Source organism: Streptomyces sp. NPDC056987, assembly GCF_042673865.1.
GTDB lineage: Bacteria > Actinomycetota > Actinomycetes > Streptomycetales > Streptomycetaceae > Streptomyces.
Genome location: NZ_JBHURV010000010.1, coordinates 173,577 through 192,266, shown reverse-complemented (window position 1 = coordinate 192,266; position 18,690 = coordinate 173,577). Strand labels below are relative to the sequence as shown.

Annotated in this window: 18 protein-coding genes and 2 pseudogenes; 9 read left to right on the top strand and 11 right to left on the bottom strand. The window is 71.3% G+C overall.

Features of this window, described 5'->3' with window-relative positions; all coding sequences use genetic code 11:
- The first annotated feature begins 5 nt into the window (after positions 1 to 5).
- The 3 genes from ACFTZC_RS14720 to ACFTZC_RS14710 are packed head-to-tail and all read left to right on the top strand — an operon-like array spanning position 6 to position 4,152.
- A complete protein-coding gene (locus ACFTZC_RS14720; protein ID WP_382889481.1) occupies positions 6 to 2,132 on the top strand; it encodes a putative cobaltochelatase in 2,127 nt (708 codons plus the stop codon).
- Positions 2,132 to 2,731: a cob(I)yrinic acid a,c-diamide adenosyltransferase gene (gene cobO, locus ACFTZC_RS14715; RefSeq protein WP_382889479.1), complete on the top strand. Its 600-nt coding sequence runs from the start codon at positions 2,132 to 2,134 to the stop codon at positions 2,729 to 2,731. The genes ACFTZC_RS14720 and cobO overlap by 1 nt, the downstream gene beginning before the upstream one ends.
- Positions 2,725 to 4,152, top strand: coding sequence for a cobyrinate a,c-diamide synthase (locus ACFTZC_RS14710; RefSeq protein WP_382889477.1), 1,428 nt, complete (start codon positions 2,725 to 2,727; stop codon positions 4,150 to 4,152). Before cobO ends, ACFTZC_RS14710 begins: the two co-directional genes overlap by 7 nt.
- Positions 4,153 to 4,184: 32 nt before the next feature.
- Here the strand turns inward: ACFTZC_RS14710 and ACFTZC_RS14705 are convergent, their stop codons facing one another.
- Complete coding sequence (locus ACFTZC_RS14705; protein WP_382889475.1) at positions 4,185 to 5,009, bottom strand: ZIP family metal transporter; 825 nt, start codon at positions 5,007 to 5,009, stop codon at positions 4,185 to 4,187.
- A gap of 63 nt (positions 5,010 to 5,072) precedes the next feature.
- On the opposite strand from ACFTZC_RS14705, the gene ACFTZC_RS14700 reads away from it, so the two are divergent.
- Together ACFTZC_RS14700 and cobC are read left to right on the top strand one after the other, a co-directional pair.
- A complete protein-coding gene (locus ACFTZC_RS14700; protein WP_382889473.1) occupies positions 5,073 to 5,474 on the top strand; it encodes a cobalamin biosynthesis protein in 402 nt (133 codons plus the stop codon).
- A gap of 236 nt (positions 5,475 to 5,710) precedes the next feature.
- Positions 5,711 to 6,772 carry an Rv2231c family pyridoxal phosphate-dependent protein CobC gene (gene cobC, locus ACFTZC_RS14695; protein WP_382889471.1) on the top strand — a complete coding sequence of 354 codons (1,062 nt, stop codon included), beginning with the start codon at positions 5,711 to 5,713 and terminating at the stop codon, positions 6,770 to 6,772.
- A gap of 52 nt (positions 6,773 to 6,824) precedes the next feature.
- Here the strand turns inward: cobC and ACFTZC_RS14690 are convergent, their stop codons facing one another.
- Together ACFTZC_RS14690 and ACFTZC_RS14685 are read right to left on the bottom strand one after the other, a co-directional pair.
- Complete coding sequence (locus ACFTZC_RS14690; RefSeq protein WP_382889469.1) at positions 6,825 to 8,174, bottom strand: MDR family MFS transporter; 1,350 nt, start codon at positions 8,172 to 8,174, stop codon at positions 6,825 to 6,827.
- Positions 8,175 to 8,356: 182 nt separating this feature from the next.
- Entirely contained in the window at positions 8,357 to 8,935 is a 579-nt protein-coding gene (locus ACFTZC_RS14685) for a TetR/AcrR family transcriptional regulator (protein WP_382889577.1), read from the bottom strand.
- A gap of 77 nt (positions 8,936 to 9,012) precedes the next feature.
- Here ACFTZC_RS14685 and ACFTZC_RS14680 point away from each other — a divergent pair, with 77 nt between their 5' ends.
- The 3 genes and pseudogenes from ACFTZC_RS14680 to ACFTZC_RS14670 form a co-directional block, all read left to right on the top strand.
- Positions 9,013 to 9,786 carry an oxidoreductase gene (locus tag ACFTZC_RS14680; protein WP_382889467.1) on the top strand — a complete coding sequence of 258 codons (774 nt, stop codon included), beginning with the start codon at positions 9,013 to 9,015 and terminating at the stop codon, positions 9,784 to 9,786.
- A gap of 32 nt (positions 9,787 to 9,818) precedes the next feature.
- Positions 9,819 to 10,187: a VOC family protein gene (locus ACFTZC_RS14675; RefSeq protein WP_382889465.1), complete on the top strand. Its 369-nt coding sequence runs from the start codon at positions 9,819 to 9,821 to the stop codon at positions 10,185 to 10,187.
- A 118-nt stretch (positions 10,188 to 10,305) separates the two neighbouring features.
- Positions 10,306 to 11,163: pseudogene (locus tag ACFTZC_RS14670) on the top strand (GNAT family N-acetyltransferase); the annotation flags it as partial.
- A gap of 232 nt (positions 11,164 to 11,395) precedes the next feature.
- Here the strand turns inward: ACFTZC_RS14670 and ACFTZC_RS14665 are convergent.
- The 3 genes from ACFTZC_RS14665 to ACFTZC_RS14655 all read right to left on the bottom strand — a co-directional run bounded on the left by ACFTZC_RS14665 (position 11,396) and on the right by ACFTZC_RS14655 (position 14,018).
- Positions 11,396 to 11,761, bottom strand: a complete 366-nt coding sequence (locus tag ACFTZC_RS14665) for a hypothetical protein (protein WP_382889463.1) — start codon at positions 11,759 to 11,761, stop codon at positions 11,396 to 11,398.
- Between the two features lie 157 nt (positions 11,762 to 11,918).
- On the bottom strand, positions 11,919 to 13,493 hold the full coding sequence (locus tag ACFTZC_RS14660; RefSeq protein WP_382889460.1) for a TIGR03086 family metal-binding protein: 1,575 nt from the start codon (positions 13,491 to 13,493) through the stop codon (positions 11,919 to 11,921).
- 105 nt (positions 13,494 to 13,598) lie between these two features.
- A complete protein-coding gene (locus ACFTZC_RS14655; protein WP_382889458.1) occupies positions 13,599 to 14,018 on the bottom strand; it encodes a winged helix-turn-helix transcriptional regulator in 420 nt (139 codons plus the stop codon).
- Positions 14,019 to 14,148: 130 nt separating this feature from the next.
- Between ACFTZC_RS14655 and ACFTZC_RS14650 the strand changes: the two genes are divergently transcribed.
- Entirely contained in the window at positions 14,149 to 15,021 is an 873-nt protein-coding gene (locus ACFTZC_RS14650; protein ID WP_382889457.1) for an aldo/keto reductase family oxidoreductase, read from the top strand.
- Positions 15,022 to 15,147: 126 nt separating this feature from the next.
- On the opposite strand, the pseudogene ACFTZC_RS14645 reads toward ACFTZC_RS14650, so the two are convergent.
- From ACFTZC_RS14645 to ACFTZC_RS14625, 5 genes and pseudogenes are all read right to left on the bottom strand, one after another.
- A pseudogene (locus ACFTZC_RS14645) lies at positions 15,148 to 15,807 on the bottom strand (SCO1860 family LAETG-anchored protein); the annotation flags it as partial.
- A gap of 141 nt (positions 15,808 to 15,948) precedes the next feature.
- Positions 15,949 to 16,392, bottom strand: coding sequence for an NUDIX hydrolase (locus tag ACFTZC_RS14640; protein WP_382889455.1), 444 nt, complete (start codon positions 16,390 to 16,392; stop codon positions 15,949 to 15,951).
- A 57-nt stretch (positions 16,393 to 16,449) separates the two neighbouring features.
- Positions 16,450 to 16,677: a hypothetical protein gene (locus ACFTZC_RS14635; RefSeq protein ID WP_382889454.1), complete on the bottom strand. Its 228-nt coding sequence runs from the start codon at positions 16,675 to 16,677 to the stop codon at positions 16,450 to 16,452.
- Between the two features lie 233 nt (positions 16,678 to 16,910).
- Positions 16,911 to 17,519 (bottom strand): dTMP kinase, encoded by a 609-nt coding sequence (locus ACFTZC_RS14630; protein ID WP_382889452.1) that lies wholly within the window; start codon positions 17,517 to 17,519, stop codon positions 16,911 to 16,913.
- A gap of 56 nt (positions 17,520 to 17,575) precedes the next feature.
- Positions 17,576 to 18,592, bottom strand: a complete 1,017-nt coding sequence (locus ACFTZC_RS14625) for a radical SAM protein (RefSeq protein ID WP_382889450.1) — start codon at positions 18,590 to 18,592, stop codon at positions 17,576 to 17,578.
- Between the last annotated feature and the right edge of the window lie 98 nt (positions 18,593 to 18,690).

Sequence of the window (18,690 nt, the reverse complement as noted above, 5' to 3'; positions counted from 1 at the left end):
AGCCTATGAGCACCCCCTTTCCGTTCACCGCCGTGGTGGGCATGGACGACCTGCGGCTCGGCCTGCTGCTGAACGCGGTCAGTCCGGCGGTCGGCGGCGTCCTGGTGCGGGGTGAGAAGGGCACCGCGAAGTCGACGGCCGTACGGGCGCTGGCCGCGCTGCTCCCCGAGGTGCCGGTGGTGACGGGGTGCCGGTTCAGCTGCGATCCGGCCGCGCCGGATCCGCGGTGCCCGGACGGGCCGCACGGGGCGGACGGGGCGGACGGGCGGGTGCCCGGCGGGGCGCGGGCCGCGCGGATGGTCGAGCTGCCCGTGGGCGCCTCCGAGGACCGGCTCGTGGGGGCCCTGGACATCGAACGGGCCCTGTCCGAGGGCGTGAAGGCGTTCGAGCCGGGGCTGCTCGCGGACGCGCACCGCGGGGTGCTGTACGTGGACGAGGTCAACCTGCTCCACGACCACCTGGTGGATCTGCTGCTGGACGCGGCGGCCATGGGCGCCTCGTATGTCGAGCGCGAGGGCGTCTCCGTACGGCACGCCGCGCGCTTCCTCCTCGTCGGGACGATGAACCCGGAGGAGGGCGAGCTGCGGCCGCAGTTGCTGGACCGCTTCGGGCTGACCGTCGAGGTCGCGGCGTCCCGCGAGCCCGATCTGCGGGTGGAGGTGGTCCGGCGGCGCCTCGCGTACGACGACGACCCGGCCGGGTTCGCGGCGCGCTGGGCCGGTGAGGAGAGCGCGCTGCGGGAACGGATCGTCGCGGCACGGGCCCTGCTGCCGGACGTACGCCTCGGGGACACGGCGCTGCGGCAGATCGCCGCGACCTGCGCCGCGTTCGAGGTGGACGGGATGCGCGCGGACATCGTGATGGCGCGGACGGCGACGGCGCTGGCCGCGTGGGCGGGGCGTACGGACGTCACCGCCGACGACGTACGGCAGGCCGCGCTGCTGGCCCTACCGCACCGCAGGCGCCGCAACCCCTTCGACGCGCCGGGGCTCGACGAGGAGAAGCTCGACGAGACGCTGGAGGAGTTCAAGGGCGACGAGGGCGACAAGGACCCGGACCCGGACGGGCCGGACGGACCCGACGGGCCCGGGGGCGGAGGCGGGCAGTCGCCGGAGCAGCGCCCCGAGACCCCCGAGGCGCCGCACGCGCCGGACGCCCCCGCGCAGGACGGACCGGCGCCGGACGACTCCCCCGTACCGCATCAGCCGGAGCCCCGGCCGGAGGGCGAGCGGCAGCGTCAGAACACCGGGGCCGCCGAGCAGTCCCCCGTGCGGGCAGCCGAGCCGTTCCGTACGAAGGTGCTGAGCGTGCCGGGGCTGGGCGAGGGCGCGGCCGGGCGCCGCTCCCGGGCCCGTACCGAGCGCGGCAGGACGACCGGGTCCCGGCGGCCGCAGGGCAAGCTGACCAAACTGCACCTCGCGGCGACCGTACAGGCGGCGGCGCCGCACCAGCGGGCGCGCGGGCGCAGCGGTCCGGGGCTCGTGGTGCGCGCGGACGATCTGCGGCAGGCGACCAAGGAGGGGCGCGAGGGCAATCTCGTGCTCTTCGTGGTCGACGCGTCCGGGTCGATGGCGGCCAGGCGGCGGATGAGCGCCGTGAAGGGCGCGGTGCTGTCGCTGCTGCTCGACGCGTACCAGCGGCGCGACAAGGTCGGTCTGGTCACCTTCCGGGGGAAGGACGCGGAGCTGGCGCTGCCGCCGACATCCTCGGTGGACGCGGCGGCGGCCCGGCTGGAGTCGCTGCCGACGGGCGGCCGGACCCCGCTGGCGGCCGGGCTGCTGAAGGCGCACGACGTACTGCGGGTGGAGCGGATGCGGGACCCGGCGCGCCGTCCGCTGCTGCTGGTGGTGACGGACGGACGGGCGACGGGCGGCCGGGACCCGGTGGCGCTGGCGGCGCGCGCGGCGCGGCTGCACGCGGCGGACGGGACGGCGTCGGTGGTCGTGGACTGCGAGACCGGTCCGGTACGGCTCGGGCTCGCCGCGTCCCTCGCCGGTGAGCTGGCGGGCACGGCGGTCACGCTGGACGAGCTGCGGGCCGACAGCATCGCCGGGCTGGTCAGGGACGTACAGCAGAGGAGTGACGGACACCGCGAGGGTTACGTCACCGCAGACCCCAGGAGGGCCGCGTAATGCCGCAGGGACAGCCGGAGAACGTACCGGACGACGGTCTCACCACCCGTCAGCGCCGCAACCGCCCGCTGGTACTGGTCCACACGGGCACCGGCAAGGGCAAGTCGACGGCGGCGTTCGGGCTCGCGCTGCGCGCGTGGACGCAGGGGTGGCCGGTCGGGGTCTTCCAGTTCGTGAAGTCCGCGAAGTGGAAGGTCGGCGAGGAGCGGGCGCTCAAGGTGCTCGGGGCGAGCGGCGAGGGCGGCTCCGTCTCCTGGCACAAGATGGGCGAGGGCTGGTCCTGGGTGCAGCGGGACGCGCAGTACTCCAACGAGGAGGCGGCGCGGGAGGGCTGGGAGCAGGTCAAGCGCGATCTGGCGGCCGAGACGCACAAGCTGTACGTGCTCGACGAGTTCGCGTACCCGCTGCACTGGGGGTGGGTGGCGACCGACGAGGTGATCGAGGTGCTGCGGAACCGGCCCGGGACCCAGCATGTGGTGATCACCGGGCGCAACGCGCCGCCCGAGCTGATGGACTTCGCGGACCTGGTCACGGAGATGACGAAGGTCAAGCATCCGATGGACGCGGGACAGAAGGGCCAGAGGGGCATCGAGTGGTGAACGTCCCGCGTCTGGTCATCGCCGCGCCGTCCTCCGGAAGCGGGAAGACGACGGTCGCGACGGGCCTGATGGCGGCGTTCTCGGAGCGCGGCCTCGCCGTCTCCCCGCACAAGGTCGGGCCGGACTACATCGACCCCGGCTACCACACGCTGGCGGTGTCGTCGGGGTCCTCGGCGTCCGCGGGATCCGGCGGCGGCCGGACGCGTCCCGGCCGGAACCTCGACGCGTACATGTGCGGACCCGGACTGATCGGGCCGCTGTTCGCGTACGGCGCGGCGGGGTGCGACCTGGCGATCGTCGAGGGCGTGATGGGGCTGTACGACGGCGCCTCCGACCAGGGCGAACTGGCCTCCACCGCCCAGGTGTCGAAGCTCCTGCGGGCGCCGGTGGTGCTGGTCGTGGACGCCTCGTCGCAGTCGCGTTCGGTGGCGGCGCTGGTGCACGGCTTCGCCTCCTGGGACCCGGAGGTGCGGATCGGCGGGGTGATCCTCAACAAGGTCGCCACCGACCGGCACGAGCGGCTGCTGCGGGACGCGCTGGACGGGTCCGGGGTGCCGGTCATGGGGGTGCTGCGCCGTACGGACCAGGCCGCCGCGCCCTCGCGCCACCTCGGTCTCGTACCGGTGGCCGAGCGGCGCGCGGACGCGCTCGACGCGACGCGGGAACTCGCCGGGCGGGTCCGGGCCGGATGCGACCTGGAGGCGCTGCTGGCGCTGGCCCGCAGCGCGCCCGAGCTGGCCACGGAGGCGTGGGAGCCGGGCGTGGCACCGGTGGTGGGCCCGGGACGCGAGCGGCCGGTGATCGCGGTGGCCGGCGGGCCGGCGTTCACGTTCTCGTACGCGGAACACACCGAGCTGCTGACGGCGGCCGGCGCCGAGGTCGTCCCCTTCGACCCGCTGCGGGACGAGGCGCTGCCCGCGGCGACGCGCGGGGTGGTGATCGGCGGCGGCTTCCCCGAGGTGTACGCGCCGGAGCTGTCCGCGAACGAGCCGCTGCGCAAGGCGGTGGCGGAACTGGCGTACGCGGGCGCGCCGGTGGCCGCCGAGTGCGCCGGGCTGCTCTATCTGGCGCGCTCCCTGGACGGGAAGCCGATGTGCGGGGTGCTGCCCGCGGACGCGCGGATGTCGGGGCGGCTGACGCTGGGCTACCGGGAGGCGGTGGCGATCGGCGACAGCGCGCTGGCGGCGGCCGGGACCCGGGTACGGGGCCACGAGTTCCACCGGACGGTGCTGGAGCCGGGGGCCGGGGCGGAGCCCGCGTGGGGGGTGGTGCATCCCGGGCGCCGGGTGGAGGGGTTCGTCAGCGGCGGCGTGCACGCGAGCTATCTGCATACGCACTGGGCGGCGGCGCCGGAGATGGCGCGGCGGTTCGTGGCCCGGGCGGCGGGCGGGGGCGGGGACAGGGACGGGGACGGACGGTGAACGCCTTCCCGAACACCCTTCTGCCCGAGAAGTCACCCGGCGATCCCCACCACCAGCCAGATGAACCCCACGCCCAGGACGGTGCACAGGAGCGTGGAGCGGGCCGGGTGGTCGTGGTGCGCCTCGGGCAGGATCTCGGCGGCGGCGAGATAGAGCAGGACGCCGCCGAAGAACCCGAGGTAGCTGCCGAGCACCTCCTCCGGGAGCGTGAAGAGCAGCGTGGACGCGGCGCCGACGACCGGCGCGAGCGCGTCCGCGACGAGCATGGTGATCGCCCGGCGGCGGTCGTTCCCGTACAGGCTGGTGATCGTGTACGTGTTGAAGCCGTCGGCGAAGTCATGGGCGATGACGGCGAGGGCGACTGCCGTGCCCATGCCGCCGCCGACCTGGAAGGCCGCGCCGAGGGCGATGCCGTCCATCAGGCTGTGGCCCACCATGGCCGCGGCGGCGGTCAGCCCCAGCTGGGGAACGCGCCCGTCCGCGCCGGAGCCGGGCCCGTGGTGGGGATGCGCGTGACCGGAAGTGTGCGCGTGACCGGAGGCGTGGGTGTTGCCGGAGGCGTGGGCGTGGCCGCCGTGCGGGGCGCCGCCGTGGGAGGCCTGCCGGACGGCGAGCAGTCGCTCGACCAGATGGGCGACGAGGAAGCCGCCGACGAAGAGCAGCAGCGCCCGCGGCACCCCCAGGAACTCCTCACCGGCGGCGTGCAGCGCCTCGGGCAGCAGGTCGAGGCCGACCACCCCGAGCATCAGCCCACCGGCCAGTCCGAGGACGAGATGGCGCCGGTCGGTGACGCGCTGCGCCGTCCAGCCGCCGAACAGCGTCATGAGGAACGCGCCGAGCGCGACGAAGACCGCCATGCGCCCCTGCATAGCCGATCGGAGCGGTCCCCCGCACCTCAGGAACCGCGTGACGGACTGGTGGTGGGGGTCGGCGCGCGCGCCGGGACCGGTGCCGCGGAGGTGCTCGGGCTGATCGAGGAGACGCTGCGGGAGGCGGGGCTTCCGCCGTCCCGCGTGGTCGAGTTGGCGACGCTCGACGCGAAGGCCGGGGCCGCGGGGATCGCCGGGGCGGCGGCGCGGCTCGGTGTACCCGTACGGGGGTATCCGGCCGCGCTGCTGGCCGGGATCGCCGTACCGCGTCCGTCGGCCGCGCCACTGGCGGCCGTGGGCACCGCGTCGGTCGCGGAGGCCGCGGCGCTCGCGGGCGGCGGGCGTCTGCTCGTACCGAAACGGAAATCGAACCCCGTCGCCGGGCCCGCGCGGGCGACCTGCGCGGTGGCGTACAGGGGCCAGTCGGAGTGGAACCGGCACGGAGGGAAATGATGTCGGTGTCGTCAGTGCCCGCCCCGGCGGCCCCAGGCTGCCCCAGGCGGCCCGCTCGGCCCTTCCCGGCCGTCCGGAACCATCCCGTCCATCGAGAGCAGAGTGAACCGTGAGCATGGCACTCCACCAGCGCGGACCGAGACCCCAGGACCTGCCGGGATCCTGCCCCCGGCAGCCGTGGGCCCGGTCCGGCCGATCCGCCGCGATATCCGACGATCACCTCAGCGGCGGCCGCCATGTCTACGCGCGCTGACCGCTACGACCTGCGCCATCACGGCGACGCGGAGGTCCGGGACCGCGCGGAGGGCCTGGTCGACCTCGCCGTCAATGTCCGTACGGGCACGCCCCCGGTCTGGCTGCGCGAGCGGATCGCCGACTCGCTGACCGGGCTCGCCGCCTACCCCGACGGCCGCGCGGCGCGCGCGGCGGTCGCGGCGCGGCACGGGCTGCCGGTCGAGCGGGTGCTGCTGACGGCGGGGGCGGCGGAGGCGTTCGTGCTGCTCGCGCGGGCGCTGCCGGCCCGCGCGCCCGTGGTCGTGCATCCGCAGTTCACGGAGCCGGAGGCGGCGCTGCGGGACGCGGGGCACGAGGTGCGCCGGGTGCTGCTGCGGGCGGGCGAGGGCTTCCGGCTCGATCCGGCGGAGGTGCCCGAGGAGGCCGATCTGGTGGTGATCGGCAACCCGACCAACCCGACGTCCGTGCTCCACCCGGCCGAGGCGATCGCGAAACTGGCCCGGCCGGGCCGGACGCTCGTGGTGGACGAGGCGTTCATGGACGCGGTACCGGGCGAGCCGGAGGCGCTGGCGGCGCGTACGGACCTACCGGGCCTGGTGGTGCTGCGCAGCCTGACCAAGACCTGGGGGCTGGCCGGACTGCGCATCGGGTACGTGCTGGCCGAGCCGGACACCGTAACGGCGCTGGAGCGCGTCCAGCCGCTGTGGCCGGTCTCGACCCCCGCGCTGGCGGCGGCGCGCGCGTGCATGGAACCCGCGGCGCTCGCGGAGGCGGAGCGGGCGGCGCGCGGGATGGCGGTGGAGCGCGCGCATCTGCTGGCGGGGCTGGCGGAGTTCGAGGAGGTACAGGTGGTGGCCGCCGCGGCGGGCCCGTTCGTCCTGATCGCGATGGACCGCGCGGACGCGGTACGGGCCCGGTTGCGCACCCTGGGCTTCGCGGCCCGGCGCGGCGACACCTTCCCGGGCCTGGGCCCCCGCTGGCTCCGCCTGGCGGTCCGGGACCGCACCACGACGAACCGTTTCCTCCAGGCCCTCGACCAGGCGCTGACGGCGGTCGGAAGCTGACCGGGCCCGTCCCGGCGCCCGTCGCCCCCTCCAGGACACGGGGCCCCGGGCGTCAGGGGGGCGCAGAAAGCGTCCCTGGTCGGCGGCCTGGGTCGCCTTCGAGTTCGGGCTCCCCTCCGGGCTGTGATCCGGCCGGTGCGGGAGGGGGGATCACCTTGCCCAGTGGTTTGGCCAGTGGTTTGGCCAGCGCCCCGTAGCCCAGAGCGGCCACCATGCCGATGACGGCGCATCCCGCCCACAGGGTGTCGGATCCGAACCGGTCGATGACGACACCGCCGAGCAACGGGCCCACGAAGGTCCCTCCCGACAACGCCAGTGTGTAGATGCCCTGGTAGCGGCCTCGGGCATGGGCCGGCGAGAGTGCCGCGGCCATGGACATGCTGGTCGGGTTGTGCATGATCTCGCCGATGGTCCAGACGCAGACCGTCACGATGTAGAAGGGCACGGAGTGAGCGAGGGCGGTGAGTCCGAAGCCGAAGCCCGAGAGCAGGGAGGCGATGATCAGGACGGTGACGGGCCTGACGCCCCTGAGTGCTCTGGTGACGGGAATCTGGGCGAGGACGACCACCAGTCCGTTCATGCTGATGACGATGCCGTAGTCCACGCTGGAGAAGCCCTCCTTCCCCATGCTGACCGGCAGTGAGGTGGTGTACTGCATGAGCACGAGGGAGACCAGGAAGGACAGGAGGACCACGGCCATGAAGCGGCCGTCGCGCAGTACCGCGCCCAGACCCGTCACGGGGCGCGCGGACACGTCGGCGGTGTCGGCGGGGTCGTCGGCGGCCAGGCCGTCCTGGGGCCTGGTCTCGGGCACCTTGAGGAAGATGACGACCGCACACAGCAGGACGGACGCCGAGTTGCCGAGGAACAGCAGCAGGTATCCGTGCTCGGCGATCAGGCCGGCGGCGGCCGACGCCACGCCGAAACCGATGTTCACGGCCCAGTAGTTGAGCGAGAAGGCCCGGACGCGGTCCTTGTCCGGCACCAGGTCGGCGATGATCGCCTGGATGCATGGCCGCGCGGCATTGGCGGTCACCCCCAGGACGGTCACGACCACCGCGATCAACGCCGGGTCCCGGCTAAATCCGAGGACCGCCATGGCGGCGGCGGTGGTCAGTTGGGAGACCAGGAGCGTGGGGCGGCGGCCCACACGGTCCGCCAGTACCCCCGCCACGACGGAGGCGACGGCGCCGCCCCCTCCGTACAGCGCGGCCACCATGCCCGCGAAGCCGGCCGACAGGCCCCGTTCCGTCGTCAGGTAGAGCGCGAGGAACGTCGTCACGAAGCCGCCGAGCCGGTTGATCAGCGTGCTCGCCCACAACCACCAGAACTGGGACGGCAATCCGCCCATGGCGTCCTTGACGGCGCGCGCCATGGGTGCCGGACGTGGCAGGCCTGACACGAGACCCCCTGGGGCATGGGAGCGGAAAGGCGGCGAGCAGACAGAGTAAGCAGTGCTCGCCGCGAGCAGACATTACCCACCTCGCGGTCCGACGCGACACCGAAAAGCACGGCCGAACGACATTTGGCCGGAAGCGCGAAATCGGCCTCGGCCGGCCACCGGGCGCCCTTGGGGCAGGTAGCTCAGGTCGCTCGTGGGGCGCCGAAGCGCAGACCGTCGAAGAGCAGGGTGGTGATCTGCCGGGCTTCGTCCTGCCAGCCTTCGGTGGCGCGCAGGTGACAGATGCCGCCCAGGGCGCGCAGCAGGGTGGGGCCGGTGACGCCGCCACGGACGGTGCCGGCCGTGGTGCCCGCGTCGAGCAGTTCGGTGAGGGCGTTGCCCATCTGGGTGCGGGAGTTGTCGAAGACCGGTGAATCCGTTGCCATGATGCTCTCCAGGGCGACGGCCATCCCCTTACCCACGGCCGCGTGGTCCACGAGCATCAGCAGGAAGCGCCGCAGCGCCTCGTGCGGGGCGTGTTGGCCCAGGAGCTGTGCGGGAGCGGTGCACAGTTCGTCGACTTCCTTGCGGTAGACCTCCTCGATGAGGGCTTCGCGTGTCGCGAAGTGGCGGTAGAGCGTTCCGACGGCCACCCCGGCCCTGCGGGCGATCTCCTCGACGTGGGCGTCGGTGTCGCCGTTGAGGAACGCATCCCGCGCCGAGGTGAGGAGCGCCTCGCGGTTGCGGCGCGCGTCGGCGCGCAGCGGACGTGATGACATCAGCGGATCTCCATAAGGTGAGTCGGACTCCGGTTGTGTATGGTTTCCGGAGTCAGGTTCATCTTACGGAGGAGGAACTCATGACGGTCACGGAAGAAGGCCTGGCCGGGCTTCGCGTGCTGGTCACCGGTGGCAGCCGCGGCCTGGGCGAAGCGACCGCCCGCCGCTTCGCCGCGGCGGGGGCGACCGTGCTGACCGCCTCGCGGAGCGAGCCGAGGAAGGACCTGCCGGCCGTGTTCATCCCGGCGGACCTCTCCACGGAGCAGGGGGTGGCGGAGCTCGGGAGGCAGGTCATCGACCGCTTCGGCGGGGTGGACGTGCTCGTCAACAACGCGGGCGCGGCGAGTGCCCCGGCACCGACGCTGAGCCGGTCGGACGAGTCCTGGCGTGCGGACCTGGAGATGAACCTCCTCAGCGCCGTACGCCTGGACCGGGCCCTGGTGCCGGGGATGGTCGAGCGGGGATCCGGCGTCGTGGTCCACGTCTCGTCGATCGCGAGCCGTCTCCCGCAGCGTACGGAGGCCTCCTACGCCGCCGCCAAGGCGGCGCTCAACGCCTACAGCCGCGAACTGGCGACCGAGGTGGGCGAGCACGGGGTGCGCGTGGTGTGCGTCCTGCCGGGCTTCGTCGTCACCGAAGGCGCCACCGCCCACCTGCGGCAGATCGCCGACCAGCGGGGCATCGGCCCGGACGAGGTGGCGAAGGAGATCGTGGACCACCTGAAGGTGCCGATGGGCCGCCCGGGCGAACCCGAGGACGTCGCCGAACTGATCGCCTTCCTCGCGTCCGGGCGCGCGAAGTGGCTCACCGGAGCGCAGTTCCGCGTCGACGGCGGCATCATCCCGGCGCTCTGAGCGGCGACCAGCGGAAATGGGAGGACACCACCGTGAACATCACCCTGAGTTCCGTGATCATCGATGCCGCCGACCTGGAGCCGGAGAGCGCCTTCTGGCACCGGCTGCTCGGCGGTTCGCTCACCCGGACACCGACCCACCACTTCGTCCAGGCCCCCGGCCTTCCGGTGCTCGTGATCCAGTCGGCCCCGGGGCACGTCGCCCCTGACTGGCCGGACGGCAACTCCCAGCAGATGCATCTCGACTTCGCCGTCGACGATCTCTCGACCGCCGACCGGACGGCGACGGAAGCCGGTGCCGGTCGCCTGCACCCCACTGACGACGCCGGCCCAGCGCCCCGGAAGGGCAGCCGGGTCTACTCCAGCCCGGCCGGACACCCCTTCTGCCTGCGCTCAGCCTGAGCAACCGCCGCTTTGACCACGGCGTTCACGATCCCTTCCCGAGAGCCCGAACCCGCACCACGCCGGCCGGTCGAAATCCGGGTGCGGACGGTCGATGCGGTGCTGTGTGATCGCAGGTATGACGATTGCATCAGGCAGGCCGGGAGTCGACGGGCTGAGCAGGGCTGTGGGTGTGCTGCGGGAGTGGCAGTCCGACGGGGCAGCGATGCAACTGCATCCGGGAGACCTGGGCTGGTTCTGGCGGTCAGGTGCGGAAGTGACCGCCGCGGCGGTCAGGACCTGGGGCCGGGACGGACGGATTCTCGCCGTCGGACTGCTGGACGGCCCCGGGCTGTTGCGGCTGGCGATCGCGCCGGACGCCCGGCACGACGAGGAGCTGGCACGGCGGTTACTCGAAGACGTCAGCGAGCCGGAGCGCGGCGTACTGCCCCGGGGGAAGGTGACCATCGAGTCACCGATGGGCACTCTGGTCCGGGACCTGCTGTTCAGGGACGGCTGGAACGCCGGCGCGCCGTGGACACCGCTGCGCCGCGGCCTTACGGAGCCGGTGGAGGACCCGGGTGTGCGGATCGGGGTGGTCGGGCCGGAGCAGGCGCACGTGTTCACCGCCGTACATCGGGCAGCGTGGGACGGGTCGAGCCTCACGGACGAGCGCTGGCACGCGATGGCGGCCGGAATGCCGTACGCGGACGCCCGGTGTCTGGTCGCGTACGACGACCGGGGCAACGCGGTGGCGGCGGTGACGGTGTGGTCGGCCGGTCCGGGCAGGCCCGGGCTGCTCGAACCGATGGGCGTACATCGGGAACATCGCCGTCACGGATACGGCAAGGCGATCAGCGTCGCCGCGGCGGCCGCACTACAGGAGTGGGGATCGTCGAGCGCGATCGTCTGCACTCCCAGCGCCAATGTCGGTGCCATCGCGACCTACAAGGCAGCCGGCTTCCAGCAACGCCCTGAGGTCCGGGACCAGGACCGTGGTCAGCCGCCACGGGAGCGGCCGAGTACTTCGCCTGACGCCCCGTCCCCGCCAGGACGGGCGCAGGCGCATGGGCGCGCGCGTGTGAACTGCTCTTTGCCACGTCGCGGCGCCCGGTCCCGGAGCAGCGGGTCGATTCGCGTTCACCTCGCACAACTCAAGGTCGGGTTCGTCTCAGCCCGCAGCAGAGATGGAGAACGCTGTCCACACTGGACGAGTCATTCCGAAGTGATCAGTGGTCGTAGGGGATCAGGGATCGCATGGTCGGCGCGCCGTTCTTGTGGTTGTGCCAGATCGCCACGACCATGGCGAGTATGCGCTGGGCAACGCGGACGGCGACGCCCTCGAAGGTCCGGCCGCCGTGCTGTTCCAGGTCGAGCTGACCCTTGAGGGTGTCGTTGACCAACTCGGTCAACTGCCGCACTGATTTCAGCTGGGACTCGCCCTTGCGGCGCTTTTCCCACGTGAACGACGGCCGCAGCACCTCAGCACCGCGCAAGCCCAGATCGGCCTCGAACTCCTTGGAGGCGAACCCCTTGTCCGCGATCAGCAGCAGGCCCGGCCGGGCCGCAACCGTGTCCGGCTCGCGGTCCAGCATCGCTGTGAGCACCTCTCGCTCGTCGATCTTGGGGTTGGTCAGATGCCCTCGCGGTGTTTCCGTACTGTGGCTGAGTGGTTCGGCCGACGGCCTCCGCCAGCTGAACCACACCAGCAGCCCTGCACGTTGAGCTCCTGCGAGGCGGCCTGGTGGTTCGTCAGGTGACGACGCGGCCGAGGTAGGCAGCCAGGCGGTCGAGAGCAGTCGCGCCAGCAGGTACCGGCTGCGGCGGAGCGAAGGAGCTGGCAGCGGTTCGGGGCAGGCCGCCGTAGATCTCCCGCACGACGGGCAGGGCTGACTCGGCGAGGTCCGGGACGAGGTCGCGGGGCTGCCCGGTTGCCTGTGCCAGGTCCCATCCGTGGACCAGCATTTCGATCACCAGCTGCTCGACCAGCCGCCGCCCCGGCGCCGGCCCGTACCGCTGGTCGAGCATGCCTGGCCGGCCGAAGGCGGTCAGTGCAGCTCTTGAGGCGCTATGGAACGCCTCAATGTGATTCTTGCCGAGGTGGTCGGCGGTCATGTCGGAGCGGGGAGTACCGTCGGCCAAGCCCGCCCACAGCAGGTTCTCCCAGACCAGGTGGTTGAGCAGGGCGCGTACATCCCAGTCGGCACATGGCGTCGCCAGGTCGAACTGGCTCGGATCCACGGCGGACACGAGGCTGTTCACGACATCCAGGACTTCGCCGCAGGCGTTCAACACGCCCGCCGGTCCCCACGCATCGGCCCCGGTGTCATACATCTCGCTGAGTTCCGTGGCGCGCGCTCCGGGCTCGGGGTTGGTCCGCAACGCGGTCATCAGCCATTCCCCGGCCGCCGCCATACTCGGCCGCGTCGGCCAAGCATTGATGATGCACAGCAGTTGCCAGTACCGCTCGACGTATACGTCGCAGGCGACTTCGAGCTGTTCCAGCAGCAAGCTTCGGGCCTGCGCATCATCCGTGTGCAGCCCATGGGGCATAGAAGCCTGCGTGGGAATCCAGGCCACCACGGTATCGGCGACGACGGTATCGGCTACCGGCGAGTCCGGGGCGATCCCTTCCTCCATCGCCGCATTCACTCGCCTCAGCCAGTCATCGGTCACACGCTGCACCTCCCGCAGCGCGCCTTCGTCGTGTTCGCCGGGAGCGTGCTCAGCGGCGTACCGCGCCATACGGCGCATTCCGCTGCGCAGAGCGGGATCCGCCACGAGTTCGCTCAGTTCGATCCAGGCGTCGACCTGCTCATCAGTGGGGTCAGCGGGCAGATCCGCGGTGGCCGCCAGTAGTCCCCGGCGGTAGGTCGGAACGTCAAGCTCTCCGAGGGTTTCTGTCACAAAGTCCTGAATAATCGTGCGGCGTTCGGCGGCGGACATGCGCGCCAGTCTGGTCATGAAGGTGAGCCCCTCAGTTGTAGTGTCCCGGCGGGTGACGGAGCGCATGACCGCCTGCTGTGAGCGCAGCGTGCGAATCTGCGCTTCCAGCGCATCGACGTGAGCCGCAGCGACCTCTACCAAGGTGTGCTCCCGGCTCAGTACGTCACGAATCGTCGCCAGGCTCAGCCCGAGATCCCGCAGTGTCCGTGCCAGCTCCAGGCGGACCACGGCTTCGGAGTCGTAGACCCGGTAGCCAGCTGAGGTCCGCCGGGCCGGTTGCACCACCCCGGTGTCGGACCAGTGCCGGATGAGCTTCACCTTCAGTCCGGTCTTCCGCGCAACCTCTCCGATGCTCCAGAACGTGGCGTCGTCGACGTGCATGCGCTCTACTCTTGGGTCTCCCACAGTGGGAGAGTCAACCGCCCACTGACTTGTCGTCCAACCATTCAGTCCACGGACGTACCGCCAGCATTGGGAATGACACGTCTAGGAAGCTCGCGCGTCGTGCGCCTCGCGGTTGGCGAGGACCTGGTCCATGTGGGTCTGCGCCCACTGCCTGAGGCCGCGTGTCAGGTGGTGGAGCGAGAGGCCGAGGTCGGTCAGCTCGTAGGTGACGGTGACGGGGACCGTGGGTATCACGGTGCGGATGAGCAAGCCGTCGCGTTCGAGGGCTCGTAGGGTCTGCGTCAGCATCTTCTGGCTGACGCCGGCCAGGAGCCGGGCCAGCTCGGAGAAACGCATCGCCTTCGGGGCGTGCGGTGCGCCGGACTGTTCGGACGCGTCACCGCCCAGTGCGCACAGGATCAGGACGGCCCACTTGTTCGAGATCCGGTCGAGGAGCTGACGGCTGGGGCACACCGCTAGGAACGCGTTGTACTCCGCCTTCTCGTCGGGCGTCGTCGTCACTGATCCACCTCTCACTCTCTGGGTTAGTTACGCACTTCAGAGTGCCTACTTCCCGATAGGAAGTTCATCTCCAATGCTGGTGCAAGGGGCCCGGAGACACCACCCCCAGCGACAAGTGAAAGGCACCACGATGAACACGCCCTCCACACCCCTTCCCGACGGAATCTGGACGCTGGGTGACTCGACCGTCACCCGTTTCGGCTATGGCGCGATGCAGCTCGCCGGACCGTGGGTCATGGGGCCGCCCGCCGACCGCGACGGCGCCCTGGCCGTCCTGCGCGAGGCGGTCAGCCTCGGGATCACCCACATCGACACCAGCGGCGCCTACGGACCGCGTATCACCAATGAGCTGATCCGCGAAGCGCTGCACCCCTACCCGGAGTCGCTGTTCATCGCCACCAAGGTGGGCGCGACCCGCGACGCGCAGGGCGGCTGGCCCACGGCCCGGCGCCCCGAAGACCTGCGCAAGCAGGTCCACGAGAACCTCGAATCCCTCGGTGTCGAGACCCTCGACCTGGTCAACATGCGTATGGGCGACGCTCAGGGCACCGTGCCCGGCTCGATCACCGAAGCATTCGAAACGCTCGTCGACCTCCAGCGGGAGGGCCTGCTCCGCCACCTCGGCGTCAGCAACGTCACCGCGGAACAGGTCGCGGAGGCACGCGCCATCGCCCCGATCGTGTGCGTGCAGAACATGTACAACCTCGCCCACCGCCACGACGACGACCTCGTGGACGATCTCGCCGCCGACGGTATCGCCTACGTGCCGTTCTTCCCCCTGGGAGGCTTCACGCCACTACAGTCCGAGGCCCTCTCGCGGGTCGCGAGCCGGCTGGAGGCGACGCCGATGTCGGTCGCGCTGGCCTGGCTGTTGCAGCGCTCGCTGAACATCCTGCTCATCCCCGGTACCTCGTCCACCGCCCACCTGCGCGAGAACATCGCAGGCGCCAGGCTCTCCCTCTCCGACGAGGACGTGGCCGAGCTGGACGGCATCGGCCACTGAACGACACATACGTCGTCGGCACTCGGCGCCCGGCCGGCCTACTCGCCGAGGACGTCCCCGGCGCCGCCACAACGGCGCCGAGGTCGTCCTCACGACCACCCTGGCGCGGGCCCATGGAGGAAAAGGTCACCGACGGGCGCGGGACCGCCTCGTCAGGGCCAGCGCGACCGCGCCCGCCGCGAGGAGTGCGGCCGCGCCCGTGACCAGGTAGGGCGTGGTGGAGCTGCCGCCCGTCTCCGCCAGGCCGGCCCGCTCCTGTTCCGCGGCGCTCTGCGCCTTCACGTCGGCCTGCTCCGGCCCGGCCTCGTCGGCAGGCCGCCGCATCTCGGACGTCTCGGGCGTCCCAGGCGTTTCGGGTGTCCCGGAGGCCCCGGAGGGCGCCGCCTGCTCGCCCGCTCCCCCTGAGGCCTCCTCCGCCGACTCCTCGGGCGCCTTCGCGGGGGCCTTCGGCGACGCACAGGTCGCTTCGGCGAGCGTCAGCGTGCCCGTCACCTCGGCGACGTTCAGCTTCAGCGGGTCGACGGAGATCTTGAGGCCGAGCGCCATCGCGGCGGCCGTACGGGAGGTGGTCCGCGTCGTCGACAGGTCGAGGGTCACCTCGCCCACGCCCGGGACCTCGACCCGCGTCGGGCCGCCCGCCGAGAGCGTGACCTTCTTGCCGAGCACGGTCACCTGCCCGAGCAGGTTCGCGTCGGAGACCGGCCGCTTCCCGGCCTCGCAGACCGCGCTGGAGGTGACCTCCTCGATCTCTACGAGCAAGAGCAGCGGAAGCCCGGGGACGTGCACGACCGGTCGCCGCGTCACGCCCGGTCAACCGGCAGCCGCTGTCGGGGTACGGCCCCGGCAGCGCACCCTGGGCTTCGCGGCCCACAGGTCACCATCTCCCCGGGCCCGGGCCCGGGCCCGAGCCGTACCCGTGGACTCCTCTCATGCGGCGGTCAACTGCTGGGCCAGCAGCAGTGCCAGTGGGCCACCCTGGAGCAGGAAGCGTCCTTGGGTGGCGGCCTGGACCGCGTCGGCCATCGGCCACCACATCAGTTTGAAGTCCGCTTCGCTCGATGTGAGTTGCTGCGGGCCACAGGTGACATCTTCGGCCAGGAAAAGGTGGATGCGAGCGGGAGAGTTCAGAGTGATGGCGTACGAGCCGAGGGGCCGCCAGGTCCGGGCGATGACGCCGGCTTCCTCGCGCAACTCGCGCCGTGCGCACTCCTCCGGTGTCTCCCCGCTCTCCCGGCGCCCTCCGGGCAGGAACAGGTACGCGCCGCCGTGGCGTGGGAATTCGGCGGTCAGGACGGCGACCATGCCGTCCCGGTCCCGGGCCACAATGACGGAGGCGTCAGACGTTGTCCCCCGCTGGGATGTGTCGTTCATGGCTCGGGAGCGTAGCCGCCTGCTCCGACAGCCACGCTGATGGCCTCGCCGCGTTGATCACGGTATCTCCACCAGGTCGCGGCGCTCGGTGATGCTGCCTTTGGCCTGGTCGTTCACCGGGATGGGAACCTGGTCAGAGGCGATCATCTCCCGCAGTCCGGCCAAGCCGGTGTCCTCGGTGACCGGTCGGCCGGCCGCGTCGTAGAGGCGGATGGTGACGGTCGGCCGTTCGCCGTCGCCAGTCGTGGACAGCCGAGCGCCGGGGACGCGGCCGAGTGTCTTCATCGCATGCAGGAGCTGAGCTTCGTCGGCCGCGCCGAGGCTGAAGACCTGGCAGCCGAAGTGCCGGGCGTTGATGGCCCCCCCGACAGAACTGCCGGTGGAATTCGGTCGTGGTGGGGTGACCGTCCTGGGCCACAGCCATCTGGCGGGTCTGGCTGACCACGACGAAGCAGGCGGCAATCCACCAGGCCACGCCCTCGTGGATCTCGTCCGGGAACACGCCTGCGACGCGGCCGTCACAGATGACGGTGTCGGTGTCGATCGGGTTGAGCACGCCTGTTCTCCAGATACTTGACGATGATGTCGGCCAGTTCGTCAGGGCTGCGGCCGTCGGTGGGGAGCGTGATGGCGCTGGGGTCCGCTTCGGCGACGGCCTGGAAGTTTTCCCGGAGCCGGGCAAGGCGTCCGGGGACGCCGAACAGGTCGGTGTCGTCCTCCTTCACGTCGGTCTTGGTGCCCAGCCGTTCCTTCAGCGAGTGATCGGAGCTGGTGAGGTAGAAGCTGGCGTCCGGCGCCACGAGGTACGGCCGGAACGGAGCGATCAGCTCCTCCACCTGGTCCAGGGTGACGCCGTTGACAGCGGCATGGCAGGCCGTGACCGAGGAGGCGTAGCGGTCCGCGACCACCGGCCCCCTGCCGAGGTACTGCCGTACGGCGTCGGAGGCGTGCAGGAGTCCGGAGAGGTAGAAAGCGAACTGCGGCAACGGTCGGATCTCCCGATTGACCGCGTCGGACCAGCTGGCGTGCGGTTCGGTGAGGGTGTGGATCGCCGTGGCACCGAACCGCTTGGCAAGCAGGCGACTGAGCGTTGACTTCCCCACACCTGAGACGCCTTCCAGGACCACGAACGGCCCCTGGCGTCCTTCGCGCGCCCCAGGCACGTACGGGGCACGCAGGGGCCTCACAGCGTGCCCTCGGTGAAGGCGGAAACGTGCTGGGCCACGGCCGCGGGAACCTGCTCCGGCTGGTCCAGCAGTGACCGGATGTCCATACGCAGGTCGTCGCGCAGAAGGCAGGGCTGGATTCCGCCGGCGTGGTCCATGCGCAGGGCCCAGAAGCCCTCCACGCATTTGGCCTTCACCGGGCAGGTGCCGCATTGGCCGACGTGGTGGCGGCCCAGTTCGCGCTGGATGACGTCGATCTCGATACCGTCGATGCGGAAGATCCGCCGTCCCTGACCGGTGCCGGAGACCTCTGCTTCCTCTTCGCTGGTCAGTGTGCGCAGATGGTTGATGAGGCCATGGGCCCCGATCGCCGAGGACTTCCGGTCGGCGTTGAAGTCGGTGTCGACCAGCTCGATGAACTGGACCGGCAGCCTGCGTTCGAGTGCGAAGGCGAGGATGTCGCACAGTTCATGTTCGTTCTCGCGCTGGATGAGCGTGTTCAGCTCCACCCGCTCGAACATCTCGCGGGCGGTCTCGATCCCGTCCAGGACGGCCGCGACGCCGTAGCGGGTCCGTGCGATGGCTCGGAAGGACTCGTCCGAGAAGTAGTGCAAGGAGACCTTCACCTTGTCCAGGCCGGTCGTAGCGAGCCAGTCCTGATGCGTGCGTACCAAGAGCCCGTTCGTGATCAGCGTGTAGGACACGTCCGGGCCTCGAACGGGAAGCCGGGTCAGGACAGGCCGGGCCAGCCTCGACGTGAGCGGCTCGCCTCCGGTGAAATACACACGCTTCAGACCCGCCTCGATCAATTCACGCAGCACGTTCACGTAGTCCTCGGCGGTCAGCTCACGGGCGCGGGGCTTGGCGTCACGGTGCAGATGTGTGAACGGCGGCGGCACATCGCCCTCGTTGTGGCAGAACCAGCACTTCACGTTGCAGAGAGGTGTCAGCGACACCCTGAGCTGTCCGCGCAACGCGGCGAAGTTCCGCAAGGCGGTCCAGTCCAAACCGGCGGTCGGAAGCGGAATGGTCATGACCCGGTACTCCTTCCAAAGAGATACGGAATCCGGTGGCGCCCCGAGCCTCGGGCGTCAGCGCGCCACCGGCTGTTATTTGGCCAGCAGGGTCAGGG